Source organism: Pseudoalteromonas sp. S1609 (assembly GCF_005887255.1).
In the GTDB taxonomy this organism is placed as follows: Bacteria; Pseudomonadota; Gammaproteobacteria; order Enterobacterales; family Alteromonadaceae; genus Pseudoalteromonas.
Window position 1 is genome coordinate 1 of the sequence record NZ_PNDJ01000066.1, and the last position, 25,898, is coordinate 25,898.

General features: G+C 40.4%; 24 protein-coding genes and 1 tRNA gene. 17 read left to right on the forward strand and 8 right to left on the reverse strand.

Going from position 1 to position 25,898, the window contains the following annotated elements; all coding sequences use genetic code 11:
* Positions 1-35: 35 nt before the first annotated feature.
* The 7 genes from CWB76_RS15930 to lolB all read right to left on the reverse strand — a co-directional run bounded on the left by CWB76_RS15930 (position 36) and on the right by lolB (position 5,429).
* Positions 36-112: transfer RNA gene (locus tag CWB76_RS15930), tRNA-Met, on the reverse strand.
* A 321-nt stretch (positions 113-433) separates the two neighbouring features.
* Positions 434-1,525, reverse strand: coding sequence for a redox-regulated ATPase YchF (ychF, locus tag CWB76_RS15935; protein ID WP_138608920.1), 1,092 nt, complete (start codon positions 1,523-1,525; stop codon positions 434-436).
* Between the two features lie 55 nt (positions 1,526-1,580).
* Complete coding sequence (gene pth, locus CWB76_RS15940; protein ID WP_008115166.1) at positions 1,581-2,165, reverse strand: aminoacyl-tRNA hydrolase; 585 nt, start codon at positions 2,163-2,165, stop codon at positions 1,581-1,583.
* Positions 2,166-2,183: 18 nt separating this feature from the next.
* Complete coding sequence (locus CWB76_RS15945; RefSeq protein ID WP_010388341.1) at positions 2,184-2,798, reverse strand: 50S ribosomal protein L25/general stress protein Ctc; 615 nt, start codon at positions 2,796-2,798, stop codon at positions 2,184-2,186.
* 149 nt (positions 2,799-2,947) lie between these two features.
* Positions 2,948-3,895 carry a ribose-phosphate pyrophosphokinase gene (locus CWB76_RS15950; RefSeq protein ID WP_008115168.1) on the reverse strand — a complete coding sequence of 316 codons (948 nt, stop codon included), beginning with the start codon at positions 3,893-3,895 and terminating at the stop codon, positions 2,948-2,950.
* Between the two features lie 86 nt (positions 3,896-3,981).
* Complete coding sequence (ispE, locus tag CWB76_RS15955; RefSeq protein WP_138608923.1) at positions 3,982-4,839, reverse strand: 4-(cytidine 5'-diphospho)-2-C-methyl-D-erythritol kinase; 858 nt, start codon at positions 4,837-4,839, stop codon at positions 3,982-3,984.
* Positions 4,840-4,841: 2 nt separating this feature from the next.
* Positions 4,842-5,429 (reverse strand): lipoprotein insertase outer membrane protein LolB, encoded by a 588-nt coding sequence (lolB, locus tag CWB76_RS15960; RefSeq protein ID WP_138608924.1) that lies wholly within the window; start codon positions 5,427-5,429, stop codon positions 4,842-4,844.
* Between the two features lie 83 nt (positions 5,430-5,512).
* On the opposite strand from lolB, the gene hemA reads away from it, so the two are divergent.
* The 12 genes from hemA (at position 5,513) to rlmM (ending at position 16,939) form a co-directional block, all read left to right on the forward strand.
* Positions 5,513-6,769 (forward strand): glutamyl-tRNA reductase, encoded by a 1,257-nt coding sequence (gene hemA / locus CWB76_RS15965; RefSeq protein WP_010388345.1) that lies wholly within the window; start codon positions 5,513-5,515, stop codon positions 6,767-6,769.
* 7 nt (positions 6,770-6,776) lie between these two features.
* Positions 6,777-7,862: a peptide chain release factor 1 gene (gene prfA, locus CWB76_RS15970; protein WP_010388346.1), complete on the forward strand. Its 1,086-nt coding sequence runs from the start codon at positions 6,777-6,779 to the stop codon at positions 7,860-7,862.
* A gap of 2 nt (positions 7,863-7,864) precedes the next feature.
* The gene (gene prmC, locus CWB76_RS15975) at positions 7,865-8,704 is read left to right on the forward strand and encodes a peptide chain release factor N(5)-glutamine methyltransferase (protein ID WP_138608926.1); all 840 of its coding nucleotides are present in this window, start codon (positions 7,865-7,867) and stop codon (positions 8,702-8,704) included.
* Positions 8,705-8,759: 55 nt separating this feature from the next.
* Entirely contained in the window at positions 8,760-10,313 is a 1,554-nt protein-coding gene (locus CWB76_RS15980; protein ID WP_138608957.1) for a DUF3369 domain-containing protein, read from the forward strand.
* An 18-nt stretch (positions 10,314-10,331) separates the two neighbouring features.
* The gene (locus tag CWB76_RS15985) at positions 10,332-10,706 is read left to right on the forward strand and encodes a SirB2 family protein (RefSeq protein WP_138608928.1); all 375 of its coding nucleotides are present in this window, start codon (positions 10,332-10,334) and stop codon (positions 10,704-10,706) included.
* Between the two features lie 129 nt (positions 10,707-10,835).
* Entirely contained in the window at positions 10,836-11,663 is an 828-nt protein-coding gene (locus CWB76_RS15990; protein ID WP_010388352.1) for a tetratricopeptide repeat protein, read from the forward strand.
* A 20-nt stretch (positions 11,664-11,683) separates the two neighbouring features.
* Positions 11,684-12,937 (forward strand): DUF819 family protein, encoded by a 1,254-nt coding sequence (locus CWB76_RS15995; protein ID WP_138608930.1) that lies wholly within the window; start codon positions 11,684-11,686, stop codon positions 12,935-12,937.
* Positions 12,938-12,946: 9 nt separating this feature from the next.
* The gene (kdsA, locus tag CWB76_RS16000) at positions 12,947-13,801 is read left to right on the forward strand and encodes a 3-deoxy-8-phosphooctulonate synthase (protein WP_054202475.1); all 855 of its coding nucleotides are present in this window, start codon (positions 12,947-12,949) and stop codon (positions 13,799-13,801) included.
* Positions 13,802-13,922: 121 nt separating this feature from the next.
* Entirely contained in the window at positions 13,923-14,819 is an 897-nt protein-coding gene (locus CWB76_RS16005) for a transcriptional regulator GcvA (RefSeq protein ID WP_008115185.1), read from the forward strand.
* Positions 14,819-15,475: an alpha/beta family hydrolase gene (locus tag CWB76_RS16010; RefSeq protein WP_138608932.1), complete on the forward strand. Its 657-nt coding sequence runs from the start codon at positions 14,819-14,821 to the stop codon at positions 15,473-15,475. The genes CWB76_RS16005 and CWB76_RS16010 overlap by 1 nt, the downstream gene beginning before the upstream one ends.
* Positions 15,468-15,836 carry a DUF423 domain-containing protein gene (locus tag CWB76_RS16015; RefSeq protein WP_010388367.1) on the forward strand — a complete coding sequence of 123 codons (369 nt, stop codon included), beginning with the start codon at positions 15,468-15,470 and terminating at the stop codon, positions 15,834-15,836. The genes CWB76_RS16010 and CWB76_RS16015 overlap by 8 nt, the downstream gene beginning before the upstream one ends.
* 17 nt (positions 15,837-15,853) lie before the next feature.
* Complete coding sequence (gene rlmM, locus CWB76_RS16020) at positions 15,854-16,939, forward strand: 23S rRNA (cytidine(2498)-2'-O)-methyltransferase RlmM (RefSeq protein WP_138608934.1); 1,086 nt, start codon at positions 15,854-15,856, stop codon at positions 16,937-16,939.
* A 45-nt stretch (positions 16,940-16,984) separates the two neighbouring features.
* Here the strand turns inward: rlmM and cysZ are convergent, their stop codons facing one another.
* Positions 16,985-17,695, reverse strand: a complete 711-nt coding sequence (gene cysZ, locus CWB76_RS16025) for a sulfate transporter CysZ (protein WP_502704767.1) — start codon at positions 17,693-17,695, stop codon at positions 16,985-16,987.
* Between the two features lie 315 nt (positions 17,696-18,010).
* Between cysZ and CWB76_RS16030 the strand changes: the two genes are divergently transcribed.
* The 5 genes from CWB76_RS16030 (at position 18,011) to speB (ending at position 25,850) form a co-directional block, all read left to right on the forward strand.
* A complete protein-coding gene (locus CWB76_RS16030) occupies positions 18,011-20,257 on the forward strand; it encodes a putative bifunctional diguanylate cyclase/phosphodiesterase (RefSeq protein WP_138608939.1) in 2,247 nt (748 codons plus the stop codon).
* Between the two features lie 404 nt (positions 20,258-20,661).
* Positions 20,662-22,221, forward strand: coding sequence for a BCCT family transporter (locus CWB76_RS16035; protein WP_138608941.1), 1,560 nt, complete (start codon positions 20,662-20,664; stop codon positions 22,219-22,221).
* 185 nt (positions 22,222-22,406) lie between these two features.
* On the forward strand, positions 22,407-22,865 hold the full coding sequence (locus tag CWB76_RS16040) for a GNAT family N-acetyltransferase (RefSeq protein WP_008467955.1): 459 nt from the start codon (positions 22,407-22,409) through the stop codon (positions 22,863-22,865).
* A 144-nt stretch (positions 22,866-23,009) separates the two neighbouring features.
* Entirely contained in the window at positions 23,010-24,923 is a 1,914-nt protein-coding gene (gene speA, locus CWB76_RS16045) for a biosynthetic arginine decarboxylase (RefSeq protein WP_138608942.1), read from the forward strand.
* Positions 24,924-24,926: 3 nt separating this feature from the next.
* Complete coding sequence (gene speB, locus CWB76_RS16050) at positions 24,927-25,850, forward strand: agmatinase (RefSeq protein WP_010388380.1); 924 nt, start codon at positions 24,927-24,929, stop codon at positions 25,848-25,850.
* Positions 25,851-25,898: the final 48 nt, after the last annotated feature.

The window sequence follows — 25,898 nt, forward strand, 5'->3', positions numbered from 1 at the left end:
TATTTTAAACTCTTCATTGAGCAACAAAAAACAAATGGTGGCTAAGACGGGATTTGAACCTGTGACCCCATCATTATGAGTGATGTGCTCTAACCAGCTGAGCTACTTAGCCATCTTTTTTGTTAGCACTTCATCGCTGAGTGCGGGGCGTATTATGCTGATATGCCCCAAATTCGTCAACACCTTTTTTGCAAAAAAACACTTAAGTTGGTTTGTTTGCAGGAAAAATAGGCTAACCGGCTACTTTTTAATTAAAACGTTGCTTTTTTAACACTCTTTATGAGCGGGGCATTGTAATTATAGCTTTGTTTTACAATTCTGAGCTTACGGGAAGAGTAGACTAATTATTGTTTTTATTCGGCTGAAAATAAAAAAGGCCCGTAAAAACGAGCCTTTCAAAACAATTAGCCACTCAAGGTGGTGCAGTGTTTAATTATACGTTGAACAAGAAGTTCATTACATCGCCATCTTTAACAATGTATTCTTTACCTTCTTGACGCATTTTACCTGCTTCTTTTGCACCGCTTTCGCCTTTACATGCAATAAAGTCATCAAAAGCAATTGTTTGTGCACGGATAAAGCCACGTTCAAAGTCGGTATGGATTTTACCTGCAGCTTGTGGCGCTGTTGCACCCACAGGGATAGTCCATGCACGAACTTCTTTTACACCCGCAGTAAAGTAGGTTTGTAAGTGCAGTAATTCATAACCGCCACGAATAACAAGGTTAAGTCCTGGCTCTTCAAGACCAAGGTCAGCCATAAACTCTAACTTGTCTTCATCTTCAAGCTCAGAAAGCTCAGACTCAATAGCAGCACACACAGGCACAACAACCGCATCTTCAGCGGCAGCTATTTCACGTACACGATCAAGTAGTGGGTTATTTTCAAATCCATCTTCTGCTACATTGGCGATATACATAGTTGGTTTGATGGTTAAGAAGTTAATAGGCGCAATTACTGCTTTTTCTTCTTTTGTTAGTGCTAAAGAACGTAAAGTTAAGCCTTCATCAAGATGCACTTTTACTTTTTCAAGTACTGCATTTTGCTCTTTTGCGTCTTTATCACCGCCTTTTGCTTTTTTTGCATTACGGAAAATTGCTTTATCAGCACTGTCCATATCAGCAAGCACAAGCTCAGTGTTGATCACGTCAATGTCATCCGCAGGGTCAATAGTACCGGCTACGTGAATAACGTTTTCATCTTCAAAACAGCGAACTACATGGCCAATCGCATCTGTTTCACGAATATTTGCTAAAAACTGATTGCCTAGGCCTTCACCTTTCGATGCACCTTTAACTAAACCTGCAATATCCACAAATTCCATACTTGTTGTAAGAATACGTTGTGGGTTAACAATTTTAGCAAGTTCGTCTAGGCGAGGATCTGGCACCGGTACCACACCTGTATTAGGTTCAATGGTACAAAAAGGAAAGTTAGCGGCTTCAATACCCGCTTTAGTCAATGCATTGAAAAGTGTTGATTTACCAACATTAGGCAAGCCAACGATGCCACATTTAAAACCCATAGTAAGATACCTTGTTTAGATTCGTTTAAAGCGTGTGTACGTATACCCCTAAAAATTAGGGTTTAAACGAATGTAGTCTGTTTTGTGCTTTTAACACACCGTCTTTAGCAAGTATTTCCATACAACGAACTGCTTCATCAACTGCGGCATCCATTTTTTCCTGATCTTCCTTGGCTGCTTTTCCAAGCACCCAACCGGTGACCATTTCACGATGTCCTGGATGACCAACACCTATGCGTAAGCGCATAAAGTCTTTTTGATTTGCCATTTTTGCAATAATGTCTTTTAAGCCATTATGACCGCCATGTCCGCCGCCTTTTTTTAATTTGGCAACGCCTGGGTCTAAATCCAATTCATCATGGGCGACAAGTATGTCTTCCACTGGGATTTTAAAAAAATTGGCTAAACTACTCACCGCTTTGCCACTTAAGTTCATGTAAGTGGTGGGGATCAGTAATTTGAATTCTTTGCCTTGAATAATCACTTTGCCAGTAAGGCCGTGATATTTAGGGTCGTGTTTTAGCGTGCAGTTGTAGCGTGCAGCGAGTTCTTGAATGAACCAAGCACCTGCGTTGTGGCGTGTATTTGCGTATTCGGGGCCTGGATTAGCCAGGCCCACAAGCATTTGAATAGAATTCAAGGTGCGAGACCTTAAATATTATTCTGCAGCGTCTGAAGCGTCGTCTTCAGTTGGAGCTGCTTTGTTAGCTTTGATAGTAACGATAGACTGATCGTGGCCTTCGCCTTTACCAAGCTCAACAGATTGAACACCTTTAGGGAACGCAAGATCTGTAAGGTGGATTGAATCACCAGCTACAAGATCAGATACGTCTACTTCGATGAATTCTGGAAGTGACTTAGGAAGACAAGAAATCTCAACTTCAGTTAACTGGTGAACAACAGTTGCACCTAACTTAGTTACTTTATCTTCACCGATGAAGTGTAAAGGAACTTTAGTTACTAGTTTGTGAGTTGCGTCTACACGTTGGAAATCAAGGTGAGTAAGCTTAGGCTTGAAAGGGTGACGTTGGATATCTTTTAAGATAGCTTCAACTTTCTCGCCACCTACATTTAATGTAAGGATGTGAGTGTAAAAGCCTTCGTCTTCTTGTGCTTTGATCATATCTTTATGTTCAAAAGTAAGCGATAAAGCTTCTTTATCAGCTCCATAAAGGATTGCCGGCACTTTGTCTTCGCGACGTAGGCGGCGGCTCGCACCAGTACCAGTTTCTACGCGAAGTTCAGCGTCATAAGTATAAGTTGTGTTAGACATGATGTCTCCAATAATTAAAAGTGTTAGGGCCTTTGCGACCAAGGTCCCTAGCCAAAAGGCGCGCTATCATACCACTGCGGGTTTATAAAATAAACATCACCTACAAAAAAAGCGCCAAAAGGCGCTTTTATACTCATTAATGTTTAACTTTAATGTTCAAACATTGCCGAGATAGATTCTTCGTTGCTAATGCGACGAATAGTCTCTGCTAACATATCTGCAAGTGTTAATACTTTAACAATATCAAGCGCTTTTAGTTCGTCAGACAGTGGAATTGAGTCAGTTACAATCACTTCATCAATCACAGAGTTACGTAAGTTTTCTGCAGCTGTACCAGAAAGAATAGGGTGAGTAGCGTAAGCAAATACACGTTTAGCACCATGCTCTTTAAGAGCTTCAGCTGCTTTACACAATGTACCACCGGTATCAATCATGTCATCAACAATAATACAATCACGACCTTCAACGTCACCAATAATATGCATTACTTGAGAAACGTTAGCTTGAGGGCGACGTTTATCAATAATAGCTAGGTCGGTATCGTTCAATAGTTTTGCAATTGCACGGGCACGTACAACACCACCGATATCAGGAGATACAACAACCACGTCATCAAAGTCGCGGTTTTTCATATCTTCTAATAATACCGGGCTGCCAAATACGTTATCTACTGGTACATCGAAGAAGCCTTGGATTTGCTCAGCATGTAAATCAACCGTAAGAACGCGGTCAACACCTACACTTGATAAGAAATCCGCAACCACTTTAGCTGTAATTGGCACACGCGCAGAACGTACACGACGATCTTGACGAGCATAACCAAAATAAGGAATAACAGCAGTGATACGACCGGCAGATGCACGGCGTAGCGCATCAACCATAACGATAAGTTCCATCAGGTTATCGTTAGTAGGGGCACAGGTTGATTGTAAGATAAAAACATCCGAGCCACGAACATTTTCATTAATTTGAACACTGATCTCACCGTCACTAAAACGGCCAACAACAGCATCGCCTAATTCAATATATAAACGTTTTGCAACTTTTTGAGCTAGGTCAGGTGTTGCGTTACCAGCGAAGAGCTTCATGTCAGGCACGGTAGGGTTCCTCAGGCACTGAATTTTTGGACTAACTTACATTGAATGAACAAAGTAGGTTAACTTATGATTACTTGTACGTTACTTCATTTATCAATGATGGCGGCTAACTCCGTGTGAGCAGGGGAAGTATTAACGCTTGATGCGATAAACCCCTGCCAAGTATGGGGGAGGTTAGCAAGTACATCTTGTGCTTGAACTTGACTAGCAAATTCAACAAAACAACATGAACCTGTTCCGGTCATCTTTGATGGGGCGTATTTTAGCAACCACTGCAGGGTTTTTTCAACCTCGGGACACAGCTTTTTCACTAAAGGCTCACAATCGTTAGTTAAAACCTGTTGTTGCCAGTCACCTGAAAGTTTAGGCGTGTCACGTTTTAAATCGGGGTGAGTAAATATTTGTGCAGTACTGACATGCTGGTTTGGAAAAACAACGCAGTACCATTTTTGTGGCAATTTAACATACTCTAATTGCTCGCCAATGCCATGTGCTATGGCGCTTTTACCTTTAATGAATACAGGTACGTCTGCACCGAGCTTCAAGCCTAAATCTGCAAGTTCATCTAGTGTAAGAGCGGTATTCCACAGTGTATTCAGCGCTAAAAGTGTTGTTGCGGCATCGGATGAACCACCACCAACACCTCCGCCCATAGGCAAACGTTTAGTTAAATTTATTTTTGCACCTAAATTCACTTTACACTGAGTTTGCAATAATAAAGCTGCTTTATAAATTAAGTTGTCAGTTAGTGCAATGCCATGAGCGTCACCGCTAATACTAATATTTTTATCATTAGTAAGCGTAAAATGGAGCTCGTCGCCATAGTTTAAAAATGTAAACAGGGTTTCTAATTCATGATAGCTATCATCACGGCGACCATTAATATGTAAAAATAAATTTAGCTTCGCCGGCGCAATCAGCGAAAGTTCAAAGGGAGTATTCATAATTAGTTAAACTGCCAATCGTAGAGTTTGATTTTAATTTTAATCTTTTGATGGGTTAAGGTTAGCGCGTTAGGTAACCAAAAACCGTGTTTTTGTATGTAACTGGTGTAGTTTATTTGCCATTTTTTGCCAGCGTCATCAAACCATAACACGCTTTTAGCACGGCCTAATTGATCGACTTCTAAGGTTTGATCGTCAATAGTAGCTTTTAACCACTGACCAGCGTTATTTACCGGTAAAGTAAACCCCGTTAAGCGTTGTAAAAGTTTACTCGCATTAGTATCAAAAAACTGTTGATCATCAAATATTAATTCAGCCCCCACTGCGGTTTGTTTGAGCGATAAAATTCGGGTGCCAATAAATGTGGTTAACACTAAATGATTACTATTTTGTGTTTGTTGCCAATTTAAGTTAGCAGATTGGCGCTCATCAGGGCTAATAAACGCTAATTTACCTTCCACCTGCCAAGTTTTTTGTGTACTAAGACGCAACTTCCAGTCTTCGTAAGTTTTTGTATTGTAGTTGTTTTTATTGGCACAGCCTGTTAAAAAAATAATTAACAGGGTTAAAATAAAATATTGTCGAGTCAAATGTTGTTCCTTACTTTCCATATTCCTGAGATTTTTGATAAAATTGCCGCCTATGAAGTAGGGCTCAGCAATATTTGGCAGATATGACCATAATAGCACTTGGTATTAATCACAAAACCGCATCCGTAGATTTACGAGAAAAAGTGGCCTTTTCGCCTGAGCAAATTTCAGAGGCGCTACAGCAATTAAGTGGTCATGCCGACTTTAATGAAGCGGTTATTGTATCTACCTGTAATCGCACTGAAGTGTATTGTAGCCTTGCGCAACAAAATTCCCAAACATTGTTGCAATGGTTAGCCAGTTTCCATGGTTTAGATGAACATGAACTGAGTAAAAACATCTACTGTTATGAAGACAGCGCAGCAATAAACCATTTAATGCGTGTAGCCTGCGGGCTTGATTCGCTGGTATTAGGTGAACCACAGATTTTAGGGCAAATAAAGCAAGCGTATAACAGTGCTAAAACCCACGATGCGGTGGGTGTAACTTTTGATCGTTTGTTTCAAAAAACCTTTTCAGTGGCAAAAGAAGTACGCACCGAAACTAACATTGGTGCGAGTGCAGTCTCGGTTGCGTTTGCTGCGGTTAATCTTGCAAAGCATATTTATGGCAAATTAGACAAAACCAAGGTGCTATTAATTGGTGCTGGTGAAACCATTGAGCTGGTAGCAAAACATTTATACCAAAATGAGCCACAAAAAATAACGGTAGCTAATAGAACAATAGAACGCGCTCGCGGCTTAGCTGATGAAGTATCAGCAGATGTTATTGCCTTGGCACAATTACCAGAACGATTACACCAAGCCGATATTGTTATTAGCTCCACCGCCAGCACTTTGCCTATTATTGGTAAAGGGGTGGTGGAACAAGCACTGAAACAACGTCGTTATAAGCCTATGCTATTTATAGATATTGCTGTACCACGCGATATTGAAAGCCAAGTCGGAGAGCTTGACGACGCTTATTTATATTCTGTTGATGACTTACAAGCCATTGTTAGCGAAAACATGGCTGCACGTGAGCAAGCGGCAGAACAAGCACAAATTATTATTAGTGAACGCACCAAAGAGTTTTTTATGTGGCTGCGTTCACTTGATTCAGTGGATTTAATTCGCCACTACCGTAATGATGTACAAACTACAAAAGCAGAACTTGTAGATAGGGCCCTAAGCCAGCTAAATACAGGTAAAAGTGCAGAAAAAGTAATTTTAGAGCTAGCCAATAAATTAACCAATCGCTTAATGCACGCGCCTACCCGTGCCATCCAAGATGCAGCGAAAAAAGGTGAAGTGGCTCAGTTAAATCAATTGAAAAAAATGTTAGGTATAGATCAGGAATAACAGTTAAATGAAAGAGTCCGTTTATCGTAAATTAGAAACCTTAGTTGAGCGCTATGAAGAAGTACAAGCGCTACTAAGTGACCCATCGGTCATTAGTGATCAAAACCGCTTTCGTACTCTTTCAAAAGAATACTCTGAGCTTGAAGAAGTGGTAAAAACATTTTTAGCGTACCAGCAAGCACAAGAGGATTTGAGCAGTGCTGAAGAAATGCTTAAAGATTCAGATCCTGAAATGCGTGAAATGGCACAAGAAGAATACAAAGAAGCAAAAGCACAGATTTCGACTTTAGAAGATGACATTCAAGTTCTGATGCTGCCTAAAGATCCGAGAGACAACAACAATGTATTTTTAGAGGTTCGTGCAGGAACAGGGGGCGATGAAGCTGCTATTTTTGCTGGCGACTTATTCAGAATGTACAGCCGTTACGCAGAAACAAAAAAATGGAAAGTAGAGGTTGTTACCACCAACGAAGGTGAGCACGGTGGTTACAAAGAAGTAATTGCTAACATCAGCGGTGAAGGTGTTTACGGGCAATTAAAATTTGAATCAGGCGTTCACCGTGTACAACGTGTTCCTGAAACTGAGTCTCAAGGCCGTGTACACACCTCAGCATGTACTGTAGCTGTTATGGCTGAAGTACCAGAAGCAGAAGCCATCGAAATCAATACTGCCGATATTAAAGTCGATACTTTTAGAGCGTCGGGAGCGGGTGGTCAGCACGTAAATAAAACCGACTCTGCCATTCGTATTACCCATTTACCTACGGGTGTAGTGGTTGAGTGTCAAGATGAGCGCTCTCAGCATAAAAACCGTGCTAAAGCGATGTCGGTATTGGCTGCGCGCCTTCAGCAAGCTGAAGATGAAAAGCGTCATGCTGCTGAAGCATCAGAACGTCGTAACTTAGTTGGCAGCGGCGATCGTTCTGAGCGTATTCGTACATACAACTATCCACAAGGTCGTATTACCGATCACCGTATTAACTTAACGCTTTATCGTCTTAATGAAGTGGTAGCAGGTGATTTAGGCGCCGTTGTTGAGCCACTAATGCAAGAGCATCAAGCAGATTTACTTGCAGCAATGGGCGACGATTAATCGTGACCCCTTCTGTTGAAAACGCTATTGCTACAGGTGCTAATTTATTAGCATCAAGTAGTGATAGCGCAAAGTTAGATGCACAAGTTTTACTGCTCAATATTTTACAAAAGCCACGAAGTTATTTATTTACTTGGCCTGAAAAACAGCTCACAGATGAGCAGTATCAGGCATTTCAACGTGCCTGTGAACGTCGCTTACAAGGCGAACCTGTTTCGCATATTACCGGCTGTCGTGAATTTTGGAGTTTGCAGCTTGAAGTGAACCCAACAACACTTATCCCTCGACCTGATACAGAAACCTTAGTTGAACTTGCGCTTGAGTGCGAAGTGCCTAAAAACGCGAAAGTACTTGATTTAGGCACTGGCACAGGGGCAATAGCATTGGCGCTTGGAAGCGAAATGCCCTCATGGGATATTATTGCTGTTGATCGTATTGATGATGCGGTAGCGTTGGCAAAGCGCAACCAACAGCGATTAGCTATTAATAATGTGACTGTTGAGCAGAGTAACTGGTTTAGTGCGTTAAAAAGCAAGAAATTTGATCTAATTGTAACCAATCCACCCTATATAGAACATGACGATGTACACTTGCATCAAGGCGATGTTCGCTTTGAACCTTTGTCTGCATTAGTTGCGGATGATGCAGGATTAGCTGATATTAAACAAATAATTACACAATCACGTGACTATTTACATTCTAATGGCTATCTTTTAATTGAACACGGATTTGAGCAAAGTGCAGCTGTACGTCACATTTTAAATAAAATGGCGTTTATAAATGTAAGCACAGTGAAAGATCTTGGTAATAATGACCGCGTAACGTTCGGACAATGGCCTTAAATTATTTTTAATAGCTCCGTTGTTTGTTTGCATATGGTTTAAGGAATTCTATGTGATGGAAGATTTTTTATTTTCAAATGAACAACCACCTGAAGTAGCATGTGAAGAGCAAGGGACATGGAAAGTTTTAATAGTTGATGATGAGCCTGAGGTTCATGCTGTTACACGTTTAGCTTTAAGTGACTTTAAGTTCCAAGATAAACGGTTGGAATTTATAAGCGCATATTCAGGCGCAGAGGCAAAAAAGTTAATTGATGAGCACCCAGATGCAGCCATCATCCTACTCGATGTTGTAATGGAAACAGACGACGCTGGTTTGCAAGTCGCGAAGTACATACGCGATACCGTTAAAAATAATTACATTCGTATCATTTTACGTACAGGGCAACCAGGTCAAGCGCCGGAGCGTCAAGTCATTGTCAATTACGACATAAATGACTACAAATCTAAAACAGAACTCACCGCACAAAAACTATTCACCGTTATGATGGCTAGCCTTCGTTCGTATCGCGATATTATTTCTATTGAGCAGTCACGTGAAGGCCTAGAAAAAATAATCACTGCTTCTCGCAATATTTTTGCAACTCATTCAATGGATAATTTTATTGAAGGAGTGATGCAGCAGCTAACGTCTTTACTTAACGTGGCCGACGAAGCCATGTACGCCACTACCTTAGTTGCGCAAAATCCGTCAGAGGAATTAAACAAGAAACTGATTGTTTGCTCTGGCACCGGTGATTTTGCTAAGCGCGAAGGGGAAGAGCTTGAATCAGTATTAGCAGCAGATCAACTCTTAGCGTGTCAAGAAGCCTTAGCCAACAAAGCAATTGTGTACAAAGATGACTATTTGTTTGCCTATTGTAGTAGTAAATTTAATCATAATTCGATGTTATTTGTATCCGGTGTGCCATCGAAACTGACAGATACGCAACGAAATCTAATTGAAATTTTTTCTCAAAATGTGCAGTTGGCATTTGAAAATGTACAATTACATACTGAAGTTGAAGCTACCCAACAAGAACTTGTTTATCGTTTAAGCGAAGCAGTTGAACAGCGTTCATGTGAAACGGGTAATCATGTAAAACGGGTTGCTTATATTTGTTATGAACTGGCATTAGCGTATGGATTATCTGAAGAGCAAGCGAATTTAATTCGCTTTGCATCGCCTTTACATGATGTGGGTAAAATAGGTATTCCGGATGCTATTTTAAATAAACCCGGTAAATTAAACAGTGATGAGTGGGAAGTTATGAAAACCCATGCAGGCAAAGGCTACGCCATTTTAAAAGATTCACCGCGTAAAATAGTCAGTGCAGGGGCCTTAATTGCACAGCAACATCACGAAAAATGGGATGGGTCTGGTTACCCTTGCGGCTTAAAAGGCGAGAGTATCGATATTTTTGCTCGCATAGTGGCATTGGCCGATGTGTATGATGCACTGCGTCATAAACGTTGTTATAAAGGTGCGTGGACACTTGAAGAAGCCGTTGCTGAGATCAATGCAAACAAAGGTACGCATTTTGATCCTAAACTTGTTGATGTATTCAATGATAAACTTGAAGAACTTGAAGCGGTAATTTTACGCTTTCCTGATAAAACACATAACTAAACAGAAGTAACAATACACATGGATTATTTAGCATTAAAACATACGCACATGGCGATTGCGCTAGTGAGTATTATTTTATTTTACATACGTTCTTTTTCGCGCATGGGCAGTGGCAGCCTTGCTAAAAATAAAGTGGTTTTCATTGGTAGCCACAGTATAGATACCTTACTAATTATCTCGGCTATTACTTTAATGGCCATGGCTAAAATAAACCCGTTAGAGCAACTTTGGCTATTAGAAAAAATTGTATTGGTGGTTGTTTATATCGCCGTTGGGATTATTGGTGCGAAGCAAACCACAACATTACCTAAAGTTATGTTTTTAGTGTTTAACACTGCGGTTATCTTAGCTATTGGCTTTTTAGCAACCGCCAAAGCCCCGCTATTGTTGTAATTAACAATACTTGCTTAAGCTTTACACTACAGGTGTAAAGCTTGCCTCTTTATTTCATTTCTGATTATTGGTATCTAACCTTAAAATTAGGTAAACTACGTGTTCGTTTTCTAGAATGTTGTAGTATGAATGACCACCCTCGGGTTTGATGAACACGATGAATCTTATATAGAAGATGCCTACGATGATTTTTTGCCACCGGCAATATATCGTTGTATTAAAGCAGAAGCTAAATGGGACCCTCAAATAGACTTAACACCAAGTCTTGAAATATTGACTGCGTTTGAGCAACAAATAGAGACTATTTGTTCGCAAACACGCGATGCACATGATCGTTTAGAACAACTACTTGATTGCTTTTACAGTCAGTGGTTATTTAGTGCGTCAAGCCTTAAAGTACCTGAGTACAAGCTAAACAGTATTAGCTACACTTTATCTATGCGCAGTGGTACACCCACGACCTTAGCTATTTTGTTATGCCATTTTTTACAGCATGCAAAACTTGATGCTAGTGTAAGCATAACTCAAGGCGAAGTGGGCATTCACGTCGCAATGAGCGATGATGAAGGGTACATTGTTGAGCCAAGTAGTGGTCAACAAAGCTGGTATATCATTCCTGAAAATACCAACGAAGATAATGCACAAGAGCAAGAGCCTCTTGAGCTTATTTTTGAAGACGAAGTATATAAATTATTTTTAGCGCAACAAAAATGGTCTTTTATTAGTGAGAACAAATTTGGTCATGCGTTAACTTGCGTTGATTTGTTAATGGAAATGCTAGGGGATGATCCCTATGAGCGACGCGACAGAGGCTATTTACTAAATCAGCTAGGTTGCCCTAAAATGGCACGAGACGATTTACAATTTTTTGTTGATGAGTGTCCCGACGACCCTGCTATTGAAGTCATCCAACATCAAATCGAAGAACTTGAAGATAATCATAAAACCCACCATTAAAAATAAAAATAGGAAACGTTATGGCTGATCCCCAAACTGCCTTGATCACCAATGATGCTGTTGTACTTGGCTTACTAGCGATTATTTTAGGCTTTATTTTTAAAACCTCGTCAAGTCAGCGCCCAGGGCTGGTCGCATTTTACAAATATGTGCCTGCATTATTGCTGTGTTATTTTTTACCATCGTTGCTAAATACCTTTGGTATTGTTGATGGCTCGCAATCGAGTGTGTATTACGTTGCCTCGCGGTATTTATTACCTGCGTGTTTAATTTTATTAACCATTAGCATTGATTTAAGAGCGATTATTAACCTAGGTCCTAAAGCATTAATTATGTTCTTAACAGGAACCGCTGGTATTGTGATTGGTGGCCCATTAGCTATTTTAATCATGAGTGCAGTCTACCCTGAAGCAGTGGGCGGACATGGCCCAGATGCGGTTTGGCGCGGTATGACAACTATTGCTGGCAGCTGGATTGGCGGCGGCGCAAACCAAGCGTCTATGAAAGAAATGTTTGAAGTTGGCGGTGATATTTTTTCTGCTATGGTCACTGTTGATGTAATTGTGGCTAATTTATGGATGGCGGTATTATTATTAATGGCGGCTAACCATAAAGCGATTGATGCCAAAGCGGGGGCCGATACCACTGCGATTGAAGATTTAAAACAGCGTGTTGAAAAATACCATGCAGAGCATGCCCGTATGCCAACGCTGAATGATTACATGATGATTATTGCTATTGCCTTTGGTATTACTGGTTTAGCACATTTTTGTGCTGATATTTTAGGACCCTTCTTTGCCAATAACTATGCATGGGCAAAAGAATACAGCTTAAATAGTAAGTTCTTTTGGCTTATTGTTATATCGACCACCATAGGCATTAGTTTATCGTTCACTAGAGTGCGTCATATCGAAGCCTTTGGCTCGTCTAAAGTGGCGTCAGCATTTTTATATATTTTAGTAGCATCAATTGGCCTGCATATGAATGTGATGGCGATTTTTGATTCACCGATGTATTTTGTGCTTGGAGCTATTTGGATGCTAACTCATGCCAGCTTAATGCTGATTGTTGCTAAACTAATTAAAGCGCCATTATTTTACATGGCTGTTGGCTCACAGGCCAATGTTGGTGGCGCGGCCTCGGCCCCTGTTGTCGCCGCTGCGTTTCATCCATCACTGGCACCGGTAGGCGTTTTATTAGCGGTACTAGGCTATGGTGTAGGTACATATATGGCGTATATTTGTGGATTAATGATGCAAGCAGTTGCACCATAAGGAATTAAAATGAACAACCAAGTTATAAATATTAATCAAATAGAACTGGCAAATGATAAACCTTTCGTTTTATTTGGTGGCATGAACGTACTGGAATCACGTGATTTAGCGATGCGTATTGCCGAGCATTATGTTGAAGTGACCACTAAATTAAATATTCCTTATGTATTTAAGGCGTCATTTGATAAAGCCAATCGCTCGTCAATCAATTCTTACCGTGGTCCGGGCATGGAAGAAGGCTTAAAGATATTTGAAGAGATTAAAAATACCTTTAATATTCCGCTGATCACCGATGTGCATGAACCTCATCAAGCAGCGCCGGTTGCAGAGGTTGTTGATGTTATTCAGCTACCGGCATTTTTGGCTCGTCAAACAGACTTAGTGGTTGCAATGGCAAAAACAGGCGCGATTATTAATGTGAAAAAGCCACAGTTTTTAGCCCCACATGAAATGCGTCATATCATTACTAAATTTAATGAAGCGGGCAATAATAATGTTGCCTTGTGTGAACGTGGTTCAAGCTTTGGTTATAACAACCTAGTGGTTGATATGCTGGGCATGGATGACATGAAAACCATGGCGCCCGTTATATTTGACGCTACTCATGCGCTACAACGTCCTGGCGGTCGAGCTGATTCAGCCGATGGTCGTCGTGCTCAAGCAGCAGAGCTGGCTCGTAGTGGCATGGCACTGGGTATTGCAGGCTTATTTATTGAAGCACACCCAAATCCAAATGAAGCAAAATGTGATGGCCCTTGTGCATTAGCACTGAGTAAATTAGAAGGGTACTTATCGCAAATGAAAGCGGTTGATGATTTAATCAAAAGCTTTGCTCCGCTTGATACCAGTGCTAGCGATTTATAAAAAAGTGATTAACTCATTAAAAAGCGACTTAGGTCGCTTTTTTTGTGGCTTGAATATACTCTTTCCCAGCATAGGTATATAATTCACCGCATAAGAAAAACTAATTCTAAGCTTGGTTGCCATGTCAAGACGAGTTCCTCCATTAAACGCGCTAAAAGCTTTTGAAGCTGCAGCCCGTCATTTAAGCTTTACTAAAGCCGCAGAAGAGTTGTATGTGACGCAGGCTGCGGTAAGTCATCAAATTAAAACCCTCGAAGAGCACTTAGGGTTAAAGTTGTTTTTGCGTAAAAATCGCTCGTTACTTCTAACCGAAGAAGGTCAAGGCTACTTTTTAGATATTAAAGAGATTTTTACTCAGCTAATTGACGCAACCGAAAAGCTACTAGCCCGTGGTGCAAAAGGCTCGCTAACAGTGAGTTTAACCCCGAGCTTTGCGATTCAATGGCTTATTCCTCGATTGAGCTTATTTAACGAGTTACACCCTGAAATTGATGTGCGAATTAAAGCCCAAGATCAGGACGAAAACTCGTTAACAGACGATGTTGATATTTCAATTTATTATGGTCGCGGTCATTGGAGTGGCGTACAAGCTTATAAATTGCACACTGAATACTTAGTGCCACTGTGTAGCCCATTATTGTTAAGTGGCCCTAGAGCGCTTAATCAACCAAGTGATTTAGCAAACCATACCTTGTTGCATGACACCACTCGTAAAAACTGGAAAACGTGGATGAAAACCGCGGGTGTTCGCAACGTACAAGTTAACCAAGGGCCTATTTTTAGTCATTCATCTATGGTGCTGCAAGCTGCGGTACATGGCCAAGGTGTTGCAATAGGTAATAGTGTTTTAGCAAAACCAGATATTGATGCAGGTCGATTAGTGATCCCGTTTAATCACAGTTTAGAAAGTAAAAACGCCTATTATTTGGTGATCCGTGAGTCGCAAAATGAATTAGGTAAAATTGTGTCATTTAAAGATTGGATGTTAAGCCTAGTTGAGCAGGAGCAAGAATATTAATGAGCATTGAATGGGTTAAAAGCAGTCAGCAACCTGCAATCGCACAGTTTATATTTGCGCATGGTGCAGGGGCTGGCAGTGATTCTGAGTTTATGCAAACCATGGCCAAACAGCTCAGTGAGTATGGTATTGACGTTGGGCTGTTTGATTTTGAATACATGCAAATTGCTAAACAAACCAATAAACGTCGCCCACCAGAGCGAGCACCAAAATTACTTACATATTTTGAGCATATACTTACTCAAGCTGATGCAAATTTACCGCTATTTATAGGGGGTAAATCAATGGGCGGGCGCATGGCGTCTATGCTTGCTTGCTCAACCTCGCATACTGTTTTAGGCGTACTTGCGTTTGGTTACCCGTTTCATCCACCGGGAAAGCCAGAAAAGCTTCGCACAGAGCACTTTGCAGATATACCGTGTCCTTTTTTAGTACTACAAGGTGAACGAGACACCTTTGGCACCCGTGAAGAGCTTGCCACAATGGCAATGCCAAAACAGCCGCAGTATATATGGTTAACTGATGGTGACCACTCACTAAAACCACGTAAAAAAAGTGGTATAACCGAGCAACAAAACCTTAATGTTGCAGCAATGCAGGCGGCTAACTTTATCAAAAGCACCATTGAGAATGTAAAAGAGGAAAAACATGATTAAACTATTTTTACTCGCAGGCAGCTTTTTTTGTATGCTTTCAGTGATACTGGGCGCATTTGCTGCCCATGGTTTAAAAAGTCGCTTATCAGATTACGCTATTGGTATTTTTAAAACCGCCGCCGAGTATCAAATGGTACATGGGCTGGCACTGATTGCAGTGGCAATCTTAATAAAGTGGGGCATTAACTTAAGCATGGCAGGTGGTTTTTTTATAGCGGGTACACTGTTATTTAGTGGCAGCTTATATTTACTGGCTTTAACCGGCTTAAAGTGGCTGGGCCCAATTACACCTCTAGGTGGACTGTGTTTTATTATTGGTTGGATAGTTATTTTAGTGCAAGTTGCACGATTTAAGTTTTAAAGAGTTTAAGGGTTAATATGTCTAGTGTTGTGATTTACTGTCGTAGTGGTTTTGAAAGCGATGCCGCTGCTGAAATAACGTTTCACGCCGCCGAGCAAGGGTTTGCAGGGTATGTAAAAGCAAAACCAAATACCGGTTATGTTATTTATGAATGTTTTGAAGCGCAGCACAGCGACGAAATAATCAAAAAAGTTGATTTTAAAAATATGGTATTTGCACGCCAATGGTTTGCCGGTAACCTGATAGAAAATATGCCATTAGAGGATAGAGTGGGCGCTATTGTAGATGCCGCAAAAGACTTTACTTTATGCTCTGAACTACGAGTAGAAACACCCGATACCAACGAGGGCAAAGAGTTACTGACTTTTTGTAAAAAAATATCAACTCCGCTTAAAAAAGCGCTCGAGAAACAAAACACCGTATTGCGTGAACCAAAAGCCAATCGTCCAGTAATGCATGTGCTGTTTTTAGCTAATAATACTGCGTATGTGGGTCACTCTTATAGCTATAACAACTCACCTTTCTTTATGGGGATTCTGCGTTTACGTATGCCAAACGATGGCCCAAGCCGTTCAACCCTTAAGTTAGATGAAGCATTTAATGTATTTATTCCTGAGCAGCAGCGTGAGTCAAGAGTACAAGCTGGGATGCGCAGCGTTGATTTAGGTGCTTGCCCAGGTGGTTGGACTTATCAGTTGGTTCGCCGTGGTATGTTTGTTAGCGCGATAGATAATGGCCCAATGAATGAAAGTTTAATGGAAACAGGACAAGTAAAACATTTTAGGGAGGATGGTTTTAAATACCGTCCAGAAAAAAGAAACATAACTTGGTTAGTTTGCGATATGGTAGAAAAGCCAACGAAAGTAACTAACTTGATGATTGACTGGGCAGTAAATGCCTATGCAAAAGAGCTTATTTTCAATCTAAAATTACCGATGAAAAAACGCTTTGATAGTGTGTATGAATGTCTAAAAATGATTAGAGAAGAAATGGCGAAGTTTAGTATTAGCTACGAATTACAAGCTAAGCATTTGTACCATGATCGTGAAGAAATAACGGTGCACTTAAACGTAATTAAAGTACCACAAAGCTTATATAGTTAATCTATTGGCGAGTATAAAAAAATGGGCCGGCTGGCCCATTTTATTTTAACTACGATATTGTGGACGGTAATGCTCAACCCATAGCCGCGTAGCGCCGCATACTGCCACAGGCATCACAATTAAATTTATAAATGGGATAGCGGTTAGCAGCATCACTGCAAAACCAAACCCGTAAGATAAGCCTTGTTTGCTTTTTAGATCATTTTTCATTTGGGTAAAGCTGATTTTGTGGTTATCAAAAGCATAATCTTTATATTGCACCGCATACATCCAGCAGGTGAAAAGCACCCAGAGCACTTGGCCTATTACCGGTAACACCCACAATAGAATAAAAAAGCCGATTGCGCGTGGGAGGTAGTAGCAAAGCTTAGTCCATTCTCGGCCCAGCATTCGCGGCACATCTTTTACTAAATCAGCTAATCCGTCATCGTTAATTTTTTGACCAGTTAAGTATAGCTCAACCTTTTCACTTAGTAAGCCATTGAAAGGGGCGGCTATAAAGTTAGTAATAACGGTAAATAACATACTGTAACTAAACAGCACCACCAGTACAGCAATTGGCCACATTAACCATTCGAGCCAACTTAACCATTCTGGGAGCATGGTATTTACAGCATTAAAGCCATCACTCAGCCAGCCAAATAAAAAGAATAAGGAGCTACCAAATAATAAAATATTAATAAGTAGGGGGATTAGTACAAAGCGTTTTAGTCCTTTTTGACTAATTAACTTAAACCCGGAAAAAAAATATTCCATACCTTGCGTTATTTGCACACTAACCTCATCGATTATTTATCTTTTGGCTATTATAAATAGCTTGATGATTTTAAACAGTACTTTTAAGTAACAAAGTATTTAATAAAGGGCATTTCAAATAGAATGATAATAAATTGCTAGCTTGGGCAATTGCTTTGAATTCTTCGAAAGTGCTTAATGAAATAAAATGCTCGGCAATAGACAAAATTACCATAGATGCTAATTTCAATATTATGTATAGTCAAAAGACTATAATAAATTATTATATAGAATATAGCGGCGCATTTAGCGTAAGTGACTGTTGAGGAATATAATTTGATTGAAATAATGAGAGTCAGAAAGCTGCTTTCTCAGCAACAAAATATACTATCTAAAATAGCCTTGGGTGCGCCACTTGATGAAGTACTTGAAAATATTTGTTTATCTATTGAGGAGCTTATTGAAGACTCCTCTGCGAAGTGCTCTATATTAACACTCAAAGGTGAACAGCTATTTCATAGTGCGGCGCCTAATATTGCAAAGGGTTACTGTGAGGCAATTAATGGCGTACATATCGGCCCCAGTGTTGGCTCATGCGGTACTGCAGTGTATGAAAAAAAGCGAATTATTGCCTCAGATATTGCAACATCACCCTTATGGGAAAATTATAAAGCGTTGGCATTGAATTTTGATTTAAGGTCGTGCTGGTCAACCCCTATTATTTCAACCCAATCAGATATATTAGGCACCTTTGCAATTTATCATGACAGTGCCAAGTCACCAACACCACAAGACTTAGAATTAATAGACTTTTTTGTTGATTTCACCAGTATTGCTTTAGAAAAGCACACAGAGTCACTAAAATCAAAAGTGTTACTTGCAGAATTACAGCAAAGTAATGAAAAGTTTAAAGCCTTCGCAAAAGTACTTCCCGATCTAACCCTCATTTTGAGTGAAGAAGGGGAGTATACCAACGTTTACGGCACTGCTAATGAAAGTTTATATTTAAGCCAAGAGTATGTGATTAATCGAAATGTCAGAGATATTATGCCTCCCGAGGATGCTAATCCTATTATGGCGGTAATTGCCAAAACGCTTCAAACTAATGAAGTTCAAGTGTTTGAGTATCAGCTAAATATAAAAGGTAAGCAACTTACATTTGAAGGACGAACAGCCCCGCTTGAAAGTTACCAACCTAATAATCCCTCTCAGCGACATGTAGTATGGATGGCCAGAGATATCTCTACTCGTAAAGCGGCAGAAGAAGAGGTGCAACGGTTAGCATTTTTTGACCCGCTTACAAACCTCCCGAACCGCAGAATGCTCAATGATAAACTCAGTATGTATGTTGAACAAATTAAGCAGTCTGATCACACGGGCGCACTCTTATTTTTAGATTTAGATAATTTTAAACGTATAAACGACTCATTAGGGCACAATGCCGGTGATGAAATACTGGTTGAGCTATCACAGCGACTAACGCGTGTTTTAAACCCAACAGATACCCTTGCCCGTGTTGGCGGTGATGAATTTATTATACTCATTGAGAATGTAGGAGATAGCCATAAGCAAGCGAGTCTTGAATCAGAATTAATGGCTAAAGTGGTACAAAGCGTTTTTTATGACAAGTTTGAGATAGGGGATTTGGCGTTTCAAGTTAGCTGCAGTATAGGTATATGTTTAATTAATAACGCAAATGCTATTAGCGAAAATATTTTAAAATTTGCAGATACCGCCATGTATCGCTCTAAAATGAAAGGCGGTAATAGTAGTAGCTTTTACGATCCAGCACTGCAAACCTTACTGGAAAATCAAACTGAGCTTGAAACAGATATAGTCAGAGCGATTGCATGTGATGAATTTTGTGCTTACTTTCAGCCTCAATTATCAATTGATGGCAGTATTATTGGTGCAGAAGCACTCATACGATGGAATCACCCAACCAAAGGACTAATCTCTCCTAATTCGTTTATTCCGATTGCCGAGCAATTTGGCTTAATTCAAAAGTTACAAAACATTGTATTGCGCGATATTTGTATTTTACTGGAAACACTTCGAGATCATAACGTACTGAAAAACCAGTTTAATGTGTCTATTAACATTAGCCAGTGTCAGTTTAATTCTTCTACTTTAAAAGGAGAATTGTTTAAAGCGATTGAGACGTATGATGTATTACCCTCACAAATTAAATTAGAGATCACTGAGTCCATGTTAGCGGGTGATTTAATGAGTACGGTAAAGCAAATGAAAGAGCTAAAGTCGCAGGGATTTGTATTTTCAATTGATGACTTTGGTACCGGCTACTCGTGTTTAAAGCACTTGAGTGTTTTACCGATAGACGAACTAAAAATAGATAAAAGCTTTATTGATAAAGTGTTGGATAACGCATCGGGGCAAAGCATAGTTCAGTCTATTATTGGTTTAGGTCATAGTTTAGATATTAATATTGTAGCCGAAGGGGTCGAAAGTGCTGAGCAACTACATGTATTAAAGTCGATGGGTGTAAACGCAGTGCAAGGGTTCTTATTTGCAAAACCATTAACACACAGCAATTACTTAAAATGGCATAAAGAGCACCAATAACATCGTGCTTGTTACTAACTGAGGCGACAAGTTTAGTTACCCCAATCAATAAGTCGCTTTGTTTAACCTCTAATTGGGCAGTAACGTTTGCTAACTTACTGCGTTTTAGCTCAAACAGAAATGTATACTTTTTGTTTGTTTGCTAGCTAAGTGTAATGAGTTTTTTACTATTTTGTAACAGTTGCACAAATCATTGCTGTGGCATTGGTTTAGCGTTTTTAACGCGTTAAACTAGTCAGGAATTGGCAATAAGTCTACTTGTTGTGACATTATCTAAGCGTAAACACGACAGGTACTTAAAACTTGCTTTTGAGTTGCTTTTTTGTTCGTTGTAACTATGGTTTAGGGTTATGTCATGGTATGTCGCTATGTCGGTAACTGTAAAAAACCATTAGGAGCGATAAATGAATACCACGAAAGCAGCTTTAAAGTCGGGTGAAATTCACTCTCCCCGAGTAAAGTTTCTGGAAGGGGTTGATATACCCGTTTTTTTAATCAGTGGCGGTATATTAGTTTTATTTGCCGCGCTGGCACTGTACGACATAAAACTGATGTCGGATTGGATAAACTCTGCCTTTGCCTTCTCCACCAAAATATTTGGCGCCTTTTGGCAAGTTCTGCTGTTATTAACCTTTGTGATTGGCATATTTTTAGCCGTAGGCCGCACCGGTTCAGTGGTGCTCGGCGGTTTAAAAAACCCTGAAATATCTACCTTCAAATGGATAAGTATAATTATGTGTACTTTGCTTGCAGGTGGCGGTGTATTTTGGGCCGCAGCAGAGCCAATGGCACACTTTATTTCTCCGCCCCCGTTATTTGGTGGTGAAACTGGCACAAAGGATGCCGCCTACAACGCTCTTGCACAAAGCTTTATGCACTGGGGGTTTTTAGCCTGGGCTATTTTAGGTAGTTTGACCGGTATTGTTTATATGCATCTCCATTACGAAAAAGGATTACCGCTTAAACCGCGCACTTTGCTTTACCCGGTATTTGGCGATCGCGCAATGAAAGGTGCGCTTGGTACTATTGTTGATGCATGTTGTGTACTCGCTGTGGTTGCTGGCACTGTTGGTCCTATTGGTTTTTTAGGTTTACAAGTGAGTTTTGGTCTAGAAAAATTGTTTGCCATTCCTGATACCTACACCACGCAGGTGGTTATTTTATTTAGCTTAATTGGAATTTACACACTTTCAGCGGTAAGTGGGGTTACCAAAGGTATTCAGCTACTAAGCCGTTTTAATGTTGTACTGGCAGTGTTGCTGATGTTGTTTATATTACTAATGGGGCCAACTGCGTTTATTATCGACAGTTACATTCATTCCTTTGGTTTGTATTTAGATAACTTTATTCCTATGGCTACATTTCGTGCCGATAAACCGTGGCTAGACTGGTGGACTGTATTCTTTTGGGGCTGGTTTTTAGGTTATGGCCCATTAATGGCTATGTTCGTTGCACGTATATCCCGTGGACGTACTATTCGTGAAATGATTTTACTTATTTCTGTGGTTGCCCCTGTGATCACGTGTTTTTGGTTTACTATTGTTGGCGGCTCAGGCATCTTTTTTGAATTAAATAATCCTGGCGTTATATCAGAGCCTTTTGCTGGGCTTAATTTGCCAGCGGCATTGTTAGCAATTACTGAGCAGTTACCTATGGGATTTGTTGTGTCGGTGTTATTTTTAGTACTGACCACTATTTTTGTGGCAACAACAGGTGATTCAATGACGTATTCGGTATCTATGGTAATGACGGGTACCGATCACCCACAAACCTCTATTCGAGTGTTTTGGGGGATTATGATGGGGGTGATGGCGGCGTTGCTTATTTCTATAGGCGAGGGCGGAATTTCAGCCTTGCAGTCGTTTATTGTGGTCACTGCGGTGCCAGTTTCGTTTGTGTTACTACCTTCGTTGTGGACAGCACCACAAATAGTTAAGAAAATGGCAGACGAACAAGGGCTTTAATAATTGATAAAGAGCGCTAATAAGCGCTCTTTTTCTGGGTACATCATATTCTCACCTTGTTATTGAGCTATTTATTATCCTAGCAATAAACTAACCCACTAAAAATAACTTAGCCTAAGTAGGTTGTTCATTCCTATCGATACGGTATAGTTTAAATATATTTAAGCATAACCTTGAGATAAACCATGCAGTTAGTCGACTTAGACCCTTGTGATCAGGATGTGATCAACGTATTTGCTGACATAGATCGACTTATTAGCTCATTATATCCTGTAGCAACTTCACAAGCGCTTACAGTTAATGAGCTTGGCCTACCGGGCGTTTACGCTGTAGGGTTAAAAAATCAAGACGGAATAGTTGCCTGTGGCGCGATAGTAAAGCAATTTGATGGTAGCTGGTATGGCGAAATTAGACGGCTTTACGTAAAACCTAGCTATCGCGGAAAAGGCTTATCACGGCGTATTATGCAAATTCTATTGCACTATGCAGGCGAAGAAGAAATCCCAATCATAAAACTAGAAACAGGACCAAAGCAAATACAATCAATCCATCTTTATGAGAATTTAGGGTTTGTGCAATGTGCTCCTTTTGGTGAATACACAGAAAACCCGAATAGCTTATTTATGGAGCTTGCGCTCAGCTAATACTGCTTTGTTTGAAGCTTTTATTTATCAATTTCAATCCTAACTCGTTACGAGTAGAAATACTTGTTGGACATGAATCACTATTTTTCTTTTAATGCGCGGCAACTAGCCGGTTTGGCATTCATAAATAAAAGAGAAAGATAAATGAAAGAGACAACATCACTAGAACAAGCTCGTACGAGCTACAACGTTCGTCATTGGAGCCAAGGTTTTTTTGGTATTAATGATCAAGGTGATGTGTATGTTGCGCCCAAGGCTGATGCCCCACAGCAAACCATTGCACTAACAGACATTGCTAAGCAACTTGAAGACAAAGGTTTAAGCTTGCCAGCACTTGTTCGTTTTCCACAAATATTACACCATCGTGTGCATAGCCTATGTGGCGCATTTAATACCGCAATAGAAAGCTATGGCTATCCAAAAGACTATTTATTAGTTTATCCAATTAAAGTAAATCAACAGCGTGAAGTTGTTGAAGAAATTGTTGCCAGCCAAGCGCAAGTAGAAAAAAAACAGCTAGGTTTAGAGGCCGGTAGCAAGCCAGAGTTATTAACCGTATTAGCATTGGCTGAAAAAACCAGTGCGGTGATTGTGTGTAATGGCTACAAAGATAAAGAATATGTGCGCTTAGCGCTGATTGGCGAAAAGCTGGGCCATAAAGTGTATATCGTACTTGAGAAACTGTCTGAGCTGGACATGGTACTTAGCCAAGCCAAAGAACTTAATGTAAAACCGCGCATTGGTATTCGTGTGCGTTTAGCATCGCAGGGCAAAGGTAAATGGCAAGCAAGTGGCGGTGAAAAATCGAAGTTTGGGTTGTCTGCTTCACAAGTGCTGTATGTAGTAAACCGTTTAAAAGAAACAGATCAGCTTGATTTAGTACAGCTTGTGCATTTTCACTTAGGGTCGCAAATGGCCAATATTCGTGATGTACGCTTAGGTGTAAGTGAAGCTGCGCGTTTTTATTGTGAATTACGTAAGTTGGGTGCACACATAGAGTGCCTTGATGTAGGGGGCGGTTTAGCGGTTGATTACGACGGTACACGCAGTCAATCACACAACTCAATGAACTACAGTTTAGCCGAATACGCAAATAATATTGTGTACACCATAGGTGATATTTGTAAGCAGTATGAACAGCCTTTCCCTACCATTATTTCAGAGTCGGGAAGAGCATTAACGGCGCACCATGCAGTGCTTATTTCCAATGTAATTGGCACCGAAACATATGCACCAGAAGAAATAGAAGCGCCAGCAGATGATGCGCCGCAATTACTTAAAAATATGTGGATTTCATGGCAACAATTGCATGTACTTACTGATGACCGTGCATTAATTGAGATTTTTCACGACAGCCAAGGTGATTTAGCTGAAGCGCATAGTCAGTTTGCAATGGGATTATTAGATTTAACCCAACGCGCATGGGCCGAGCAAATTAATTTGCGTGTGTGTTATGAGCTTAATAAATTAATGGATAACAAAAATCGTTTCCATCGTCCGATTATTGATGATCTGAATGCGCGTTTAGCGGACAAGTTTTTTGTCAATTTCTCATTGTTTCAGTCATTGCCTGACGCGTGGGGTATTGACCAAGTGTTTCCGGTATTGCCTTTAAGTGGTTTAACGCAAGCTCCACAAAAACGGGCTGTGTTACTAGATATCACCTGTGATTCAGATGGCGCATTAGAGCATTATGTAGATGGTCAAGGCATTGAAAGTACGTTACCAGTACCAGAGTTTACAGCAGATAAACCTTATTTAATGGGTTTTTTCTTAGTAGGTGCCTATCAAGAGATTTTAGGCGATATGCATAACTTATTTGGTGATACGCACAGTGCTATTGTCAATATGGATGAGCAAGGTGTTGCTAGTATTACAGAGATTAATCATGGTGATACTGTGGCTGACATGATGCGTTATGTACATTTAGATGTTGAAGGTTTTCAGCAGTCATACGCGCAGTTAGTCAGCGCAAAAATTGCACCAGATGAACAGCAAAGCGTTTTAGACGAGTTGCAAAGCGGCCTTGATGGCTACACTTATTTAGAAGAGTTATAAGCAATGTCTAGCTTGTTTGGTTGTGTTGACCACTCATTGTACTCAAATGGGATGACGTTTTTACGTCGTCCTATGGTACAAAACATTAACGCGATTGAAGCCGATGTAGTGGTACTGGGTTTACCGTTTGATTTGGCCACTTCAGGGCGCCCTGGTGCCCGCTTAGGGCCTGATGCTATTCGCAGAGCATCGGTACATCTAGCATGGGAAGATACAAAATACCCATGGACATTTCCATTGTTTGAGCGCTTAACCGTGGCGGATGCTGGCGACTTTACTTATCCGGTGGGGGATCCTGAATATTTTACCGCGCAATTAGAAATGGCGGCAGAGCAAATACTTCGCCAAGGTAAAACATTATTAGGCTTGGGCGGCGATCATTTCGTAACCTTACCGCTATTGCGCGCACATGCAAAAATTCATGGCAAAATGGCGTTAGTGCATTTCGATGCGCATACTGATACTTACAGTAACGGTTCGCGTTTTGATCACGGAACCATGTTTTATCATGCGCCAATGGAAGGGTTAATTGATGTTAATCACAGTATTCAGCTAGGCATTCGTACCGACTTTGATCAAAGCAGGCATGAGTTTGCAGTGATTGATGCCATGCAAGCCAATGATCTGCATGCGAATGATATTGCAGCTCAGATTATTGAGCGAGTGGGCGATTTGCCGGTTTACTTAACCTTTGATATAGATTGTTTAGACCCTGCCTTTGCACCAGGTACGGGCACACCCGTGTGTGGTGGTTTAACCTCTGATAAAGTGCTTAAAATTTTACGCGCACTTAAAGGGGTTAATATGGTGGGAATGGATGTGGTTGAAGTATCCCCGTCGTACGACCAAAGTGAGCTTACCGCCATTGCCGCTGCAACGATTGCCAGTGAATTACTGCATTTGTGGGCATTTAAGCATAAATATTAATATGTGTTAATGCAGTTTAAAAAGCGCCAATTTGGCGCTTTTTTTATA

Coding starts and splice junctions, on each gene's coding strand:
- ychF (WP_138608920.1), bottom strand. CDS start 1,525: ATGGGTTTTAAATGTGGCATCGTTGGCTTGCCTAATGTTGGTAAATCA.
- CWB76_RS15945 (WP_010388341.1), bottom strand. CDS start 2,798: ATGTCTAACACAACTTATACTTATGACGCTGAACTTCGCGTAGAAACT.
- ispE (WP_138608923.1), bottom strand. CDS start 4,839: ATGAATACTCCCTTTGAACTTTCGCTGATTGCGCCGGCGAAGCTAAAT.
- hemA (WP_010388345.1), top strand. CDS start 5,513: ATGACCATAATAGCACTTGGTATTAATCACAAAACCGCATCCGTAGAT.
- prfA (WP_010388346.1), top strand. CDS start 6,777: ATGAAAGAGTCCGTTTATCGTAAATTAGAAACCTTAGTTGAGCGCTAT.
- CWB76_RS15980 (WP_138608957.1), top strand. CDS start 8,760: ATGGAAGATTTTTTATTTTCAAATGAACAACCACCTGAAGTAGCATGT.
- CWB76_RS15985 (WP_138608928.1), top strand. CDS start 10,332: ATGGATTATTTAGCATTAAAACATACGCACATGGCGATTGCGCTAGTG.
- CWB76_RS15990 (WP_010388352.1), top strand. CDS start 10,836: ATGACCACCCTCGGGTTTGATGAACACGATGAATCTTATATAGAAGAT.
- CWB76_RS15995 (WP_138608930.1), top strand. CDS start 11,684: ATGGCTGATCCCCAAACTGCCTTGATCACCAATGATGCTGTTGTACTT.
- kdsA (WP_054202475.1), top strand. CDS start 12,947: ATGAACAACCAAGTTATAAATATTAATCAAATAGAACTGGCAAATGAT.
- CWB76_RS16005 (WP_008115185.1), top strand. CDS start 13,923: ATGTCAAGACGAGTTCCTCCATTAAACGCGCTAAAAGCTTTTGAAGCT.
- CWB76_RS16010 (WP_138608932.1), top strand. CDS start 14,819: ATGAGCATTGAATGGGTTAAAAGCAGTCAGCAACCTGCAATCGCACAG.
- CWB76_RS16015 (WP_010388367.1), top strand. CDS start 15,468: ATGATTAAACTATTTTTACTCGCAGGCAGCTTTTTTTGTATGCTTTCA.
- rlmM (WP_138608934.1), top strand. CDS start 15,854: ATGTCTAGTGTTGTGATTTACTGTCGTAGTGGTTTTGAAAGCGATGCC.
- cysZ (WP_502704767.1), bottom strand. CDS start 17,695: ATGGAATATTTTTTTTCCGGGTTTAAGTTAATTAGTCAAAAAGGACTA.
- CWB76_RS16035 (WP_138608941.1), top strand. CDS start 20,662: ATGAATACCACGAAAGCAGCTTTAAAGTCGGGTGAAATTCACTCTCCC.
- CWB76_RS16040 (WP_008467955.1), top strand. CDS start 22,407: ATGCAGTTAGTCGACTTAGACCCTTGTGATCAGGATGTGATCAACGTA.
- speA (WP_138608942.1), top strand. CDS start 23,010: ATGAAAGAGACAACATCACTAGAACAAGCTCGTACGAGCTACAACGTT.
- speB (WP_010388380.1), top strand. CDS start 24,927: ATGTCTAGCTTGTTTGGTTGTGTTGACCACTCATTGTACTCAAATGGG.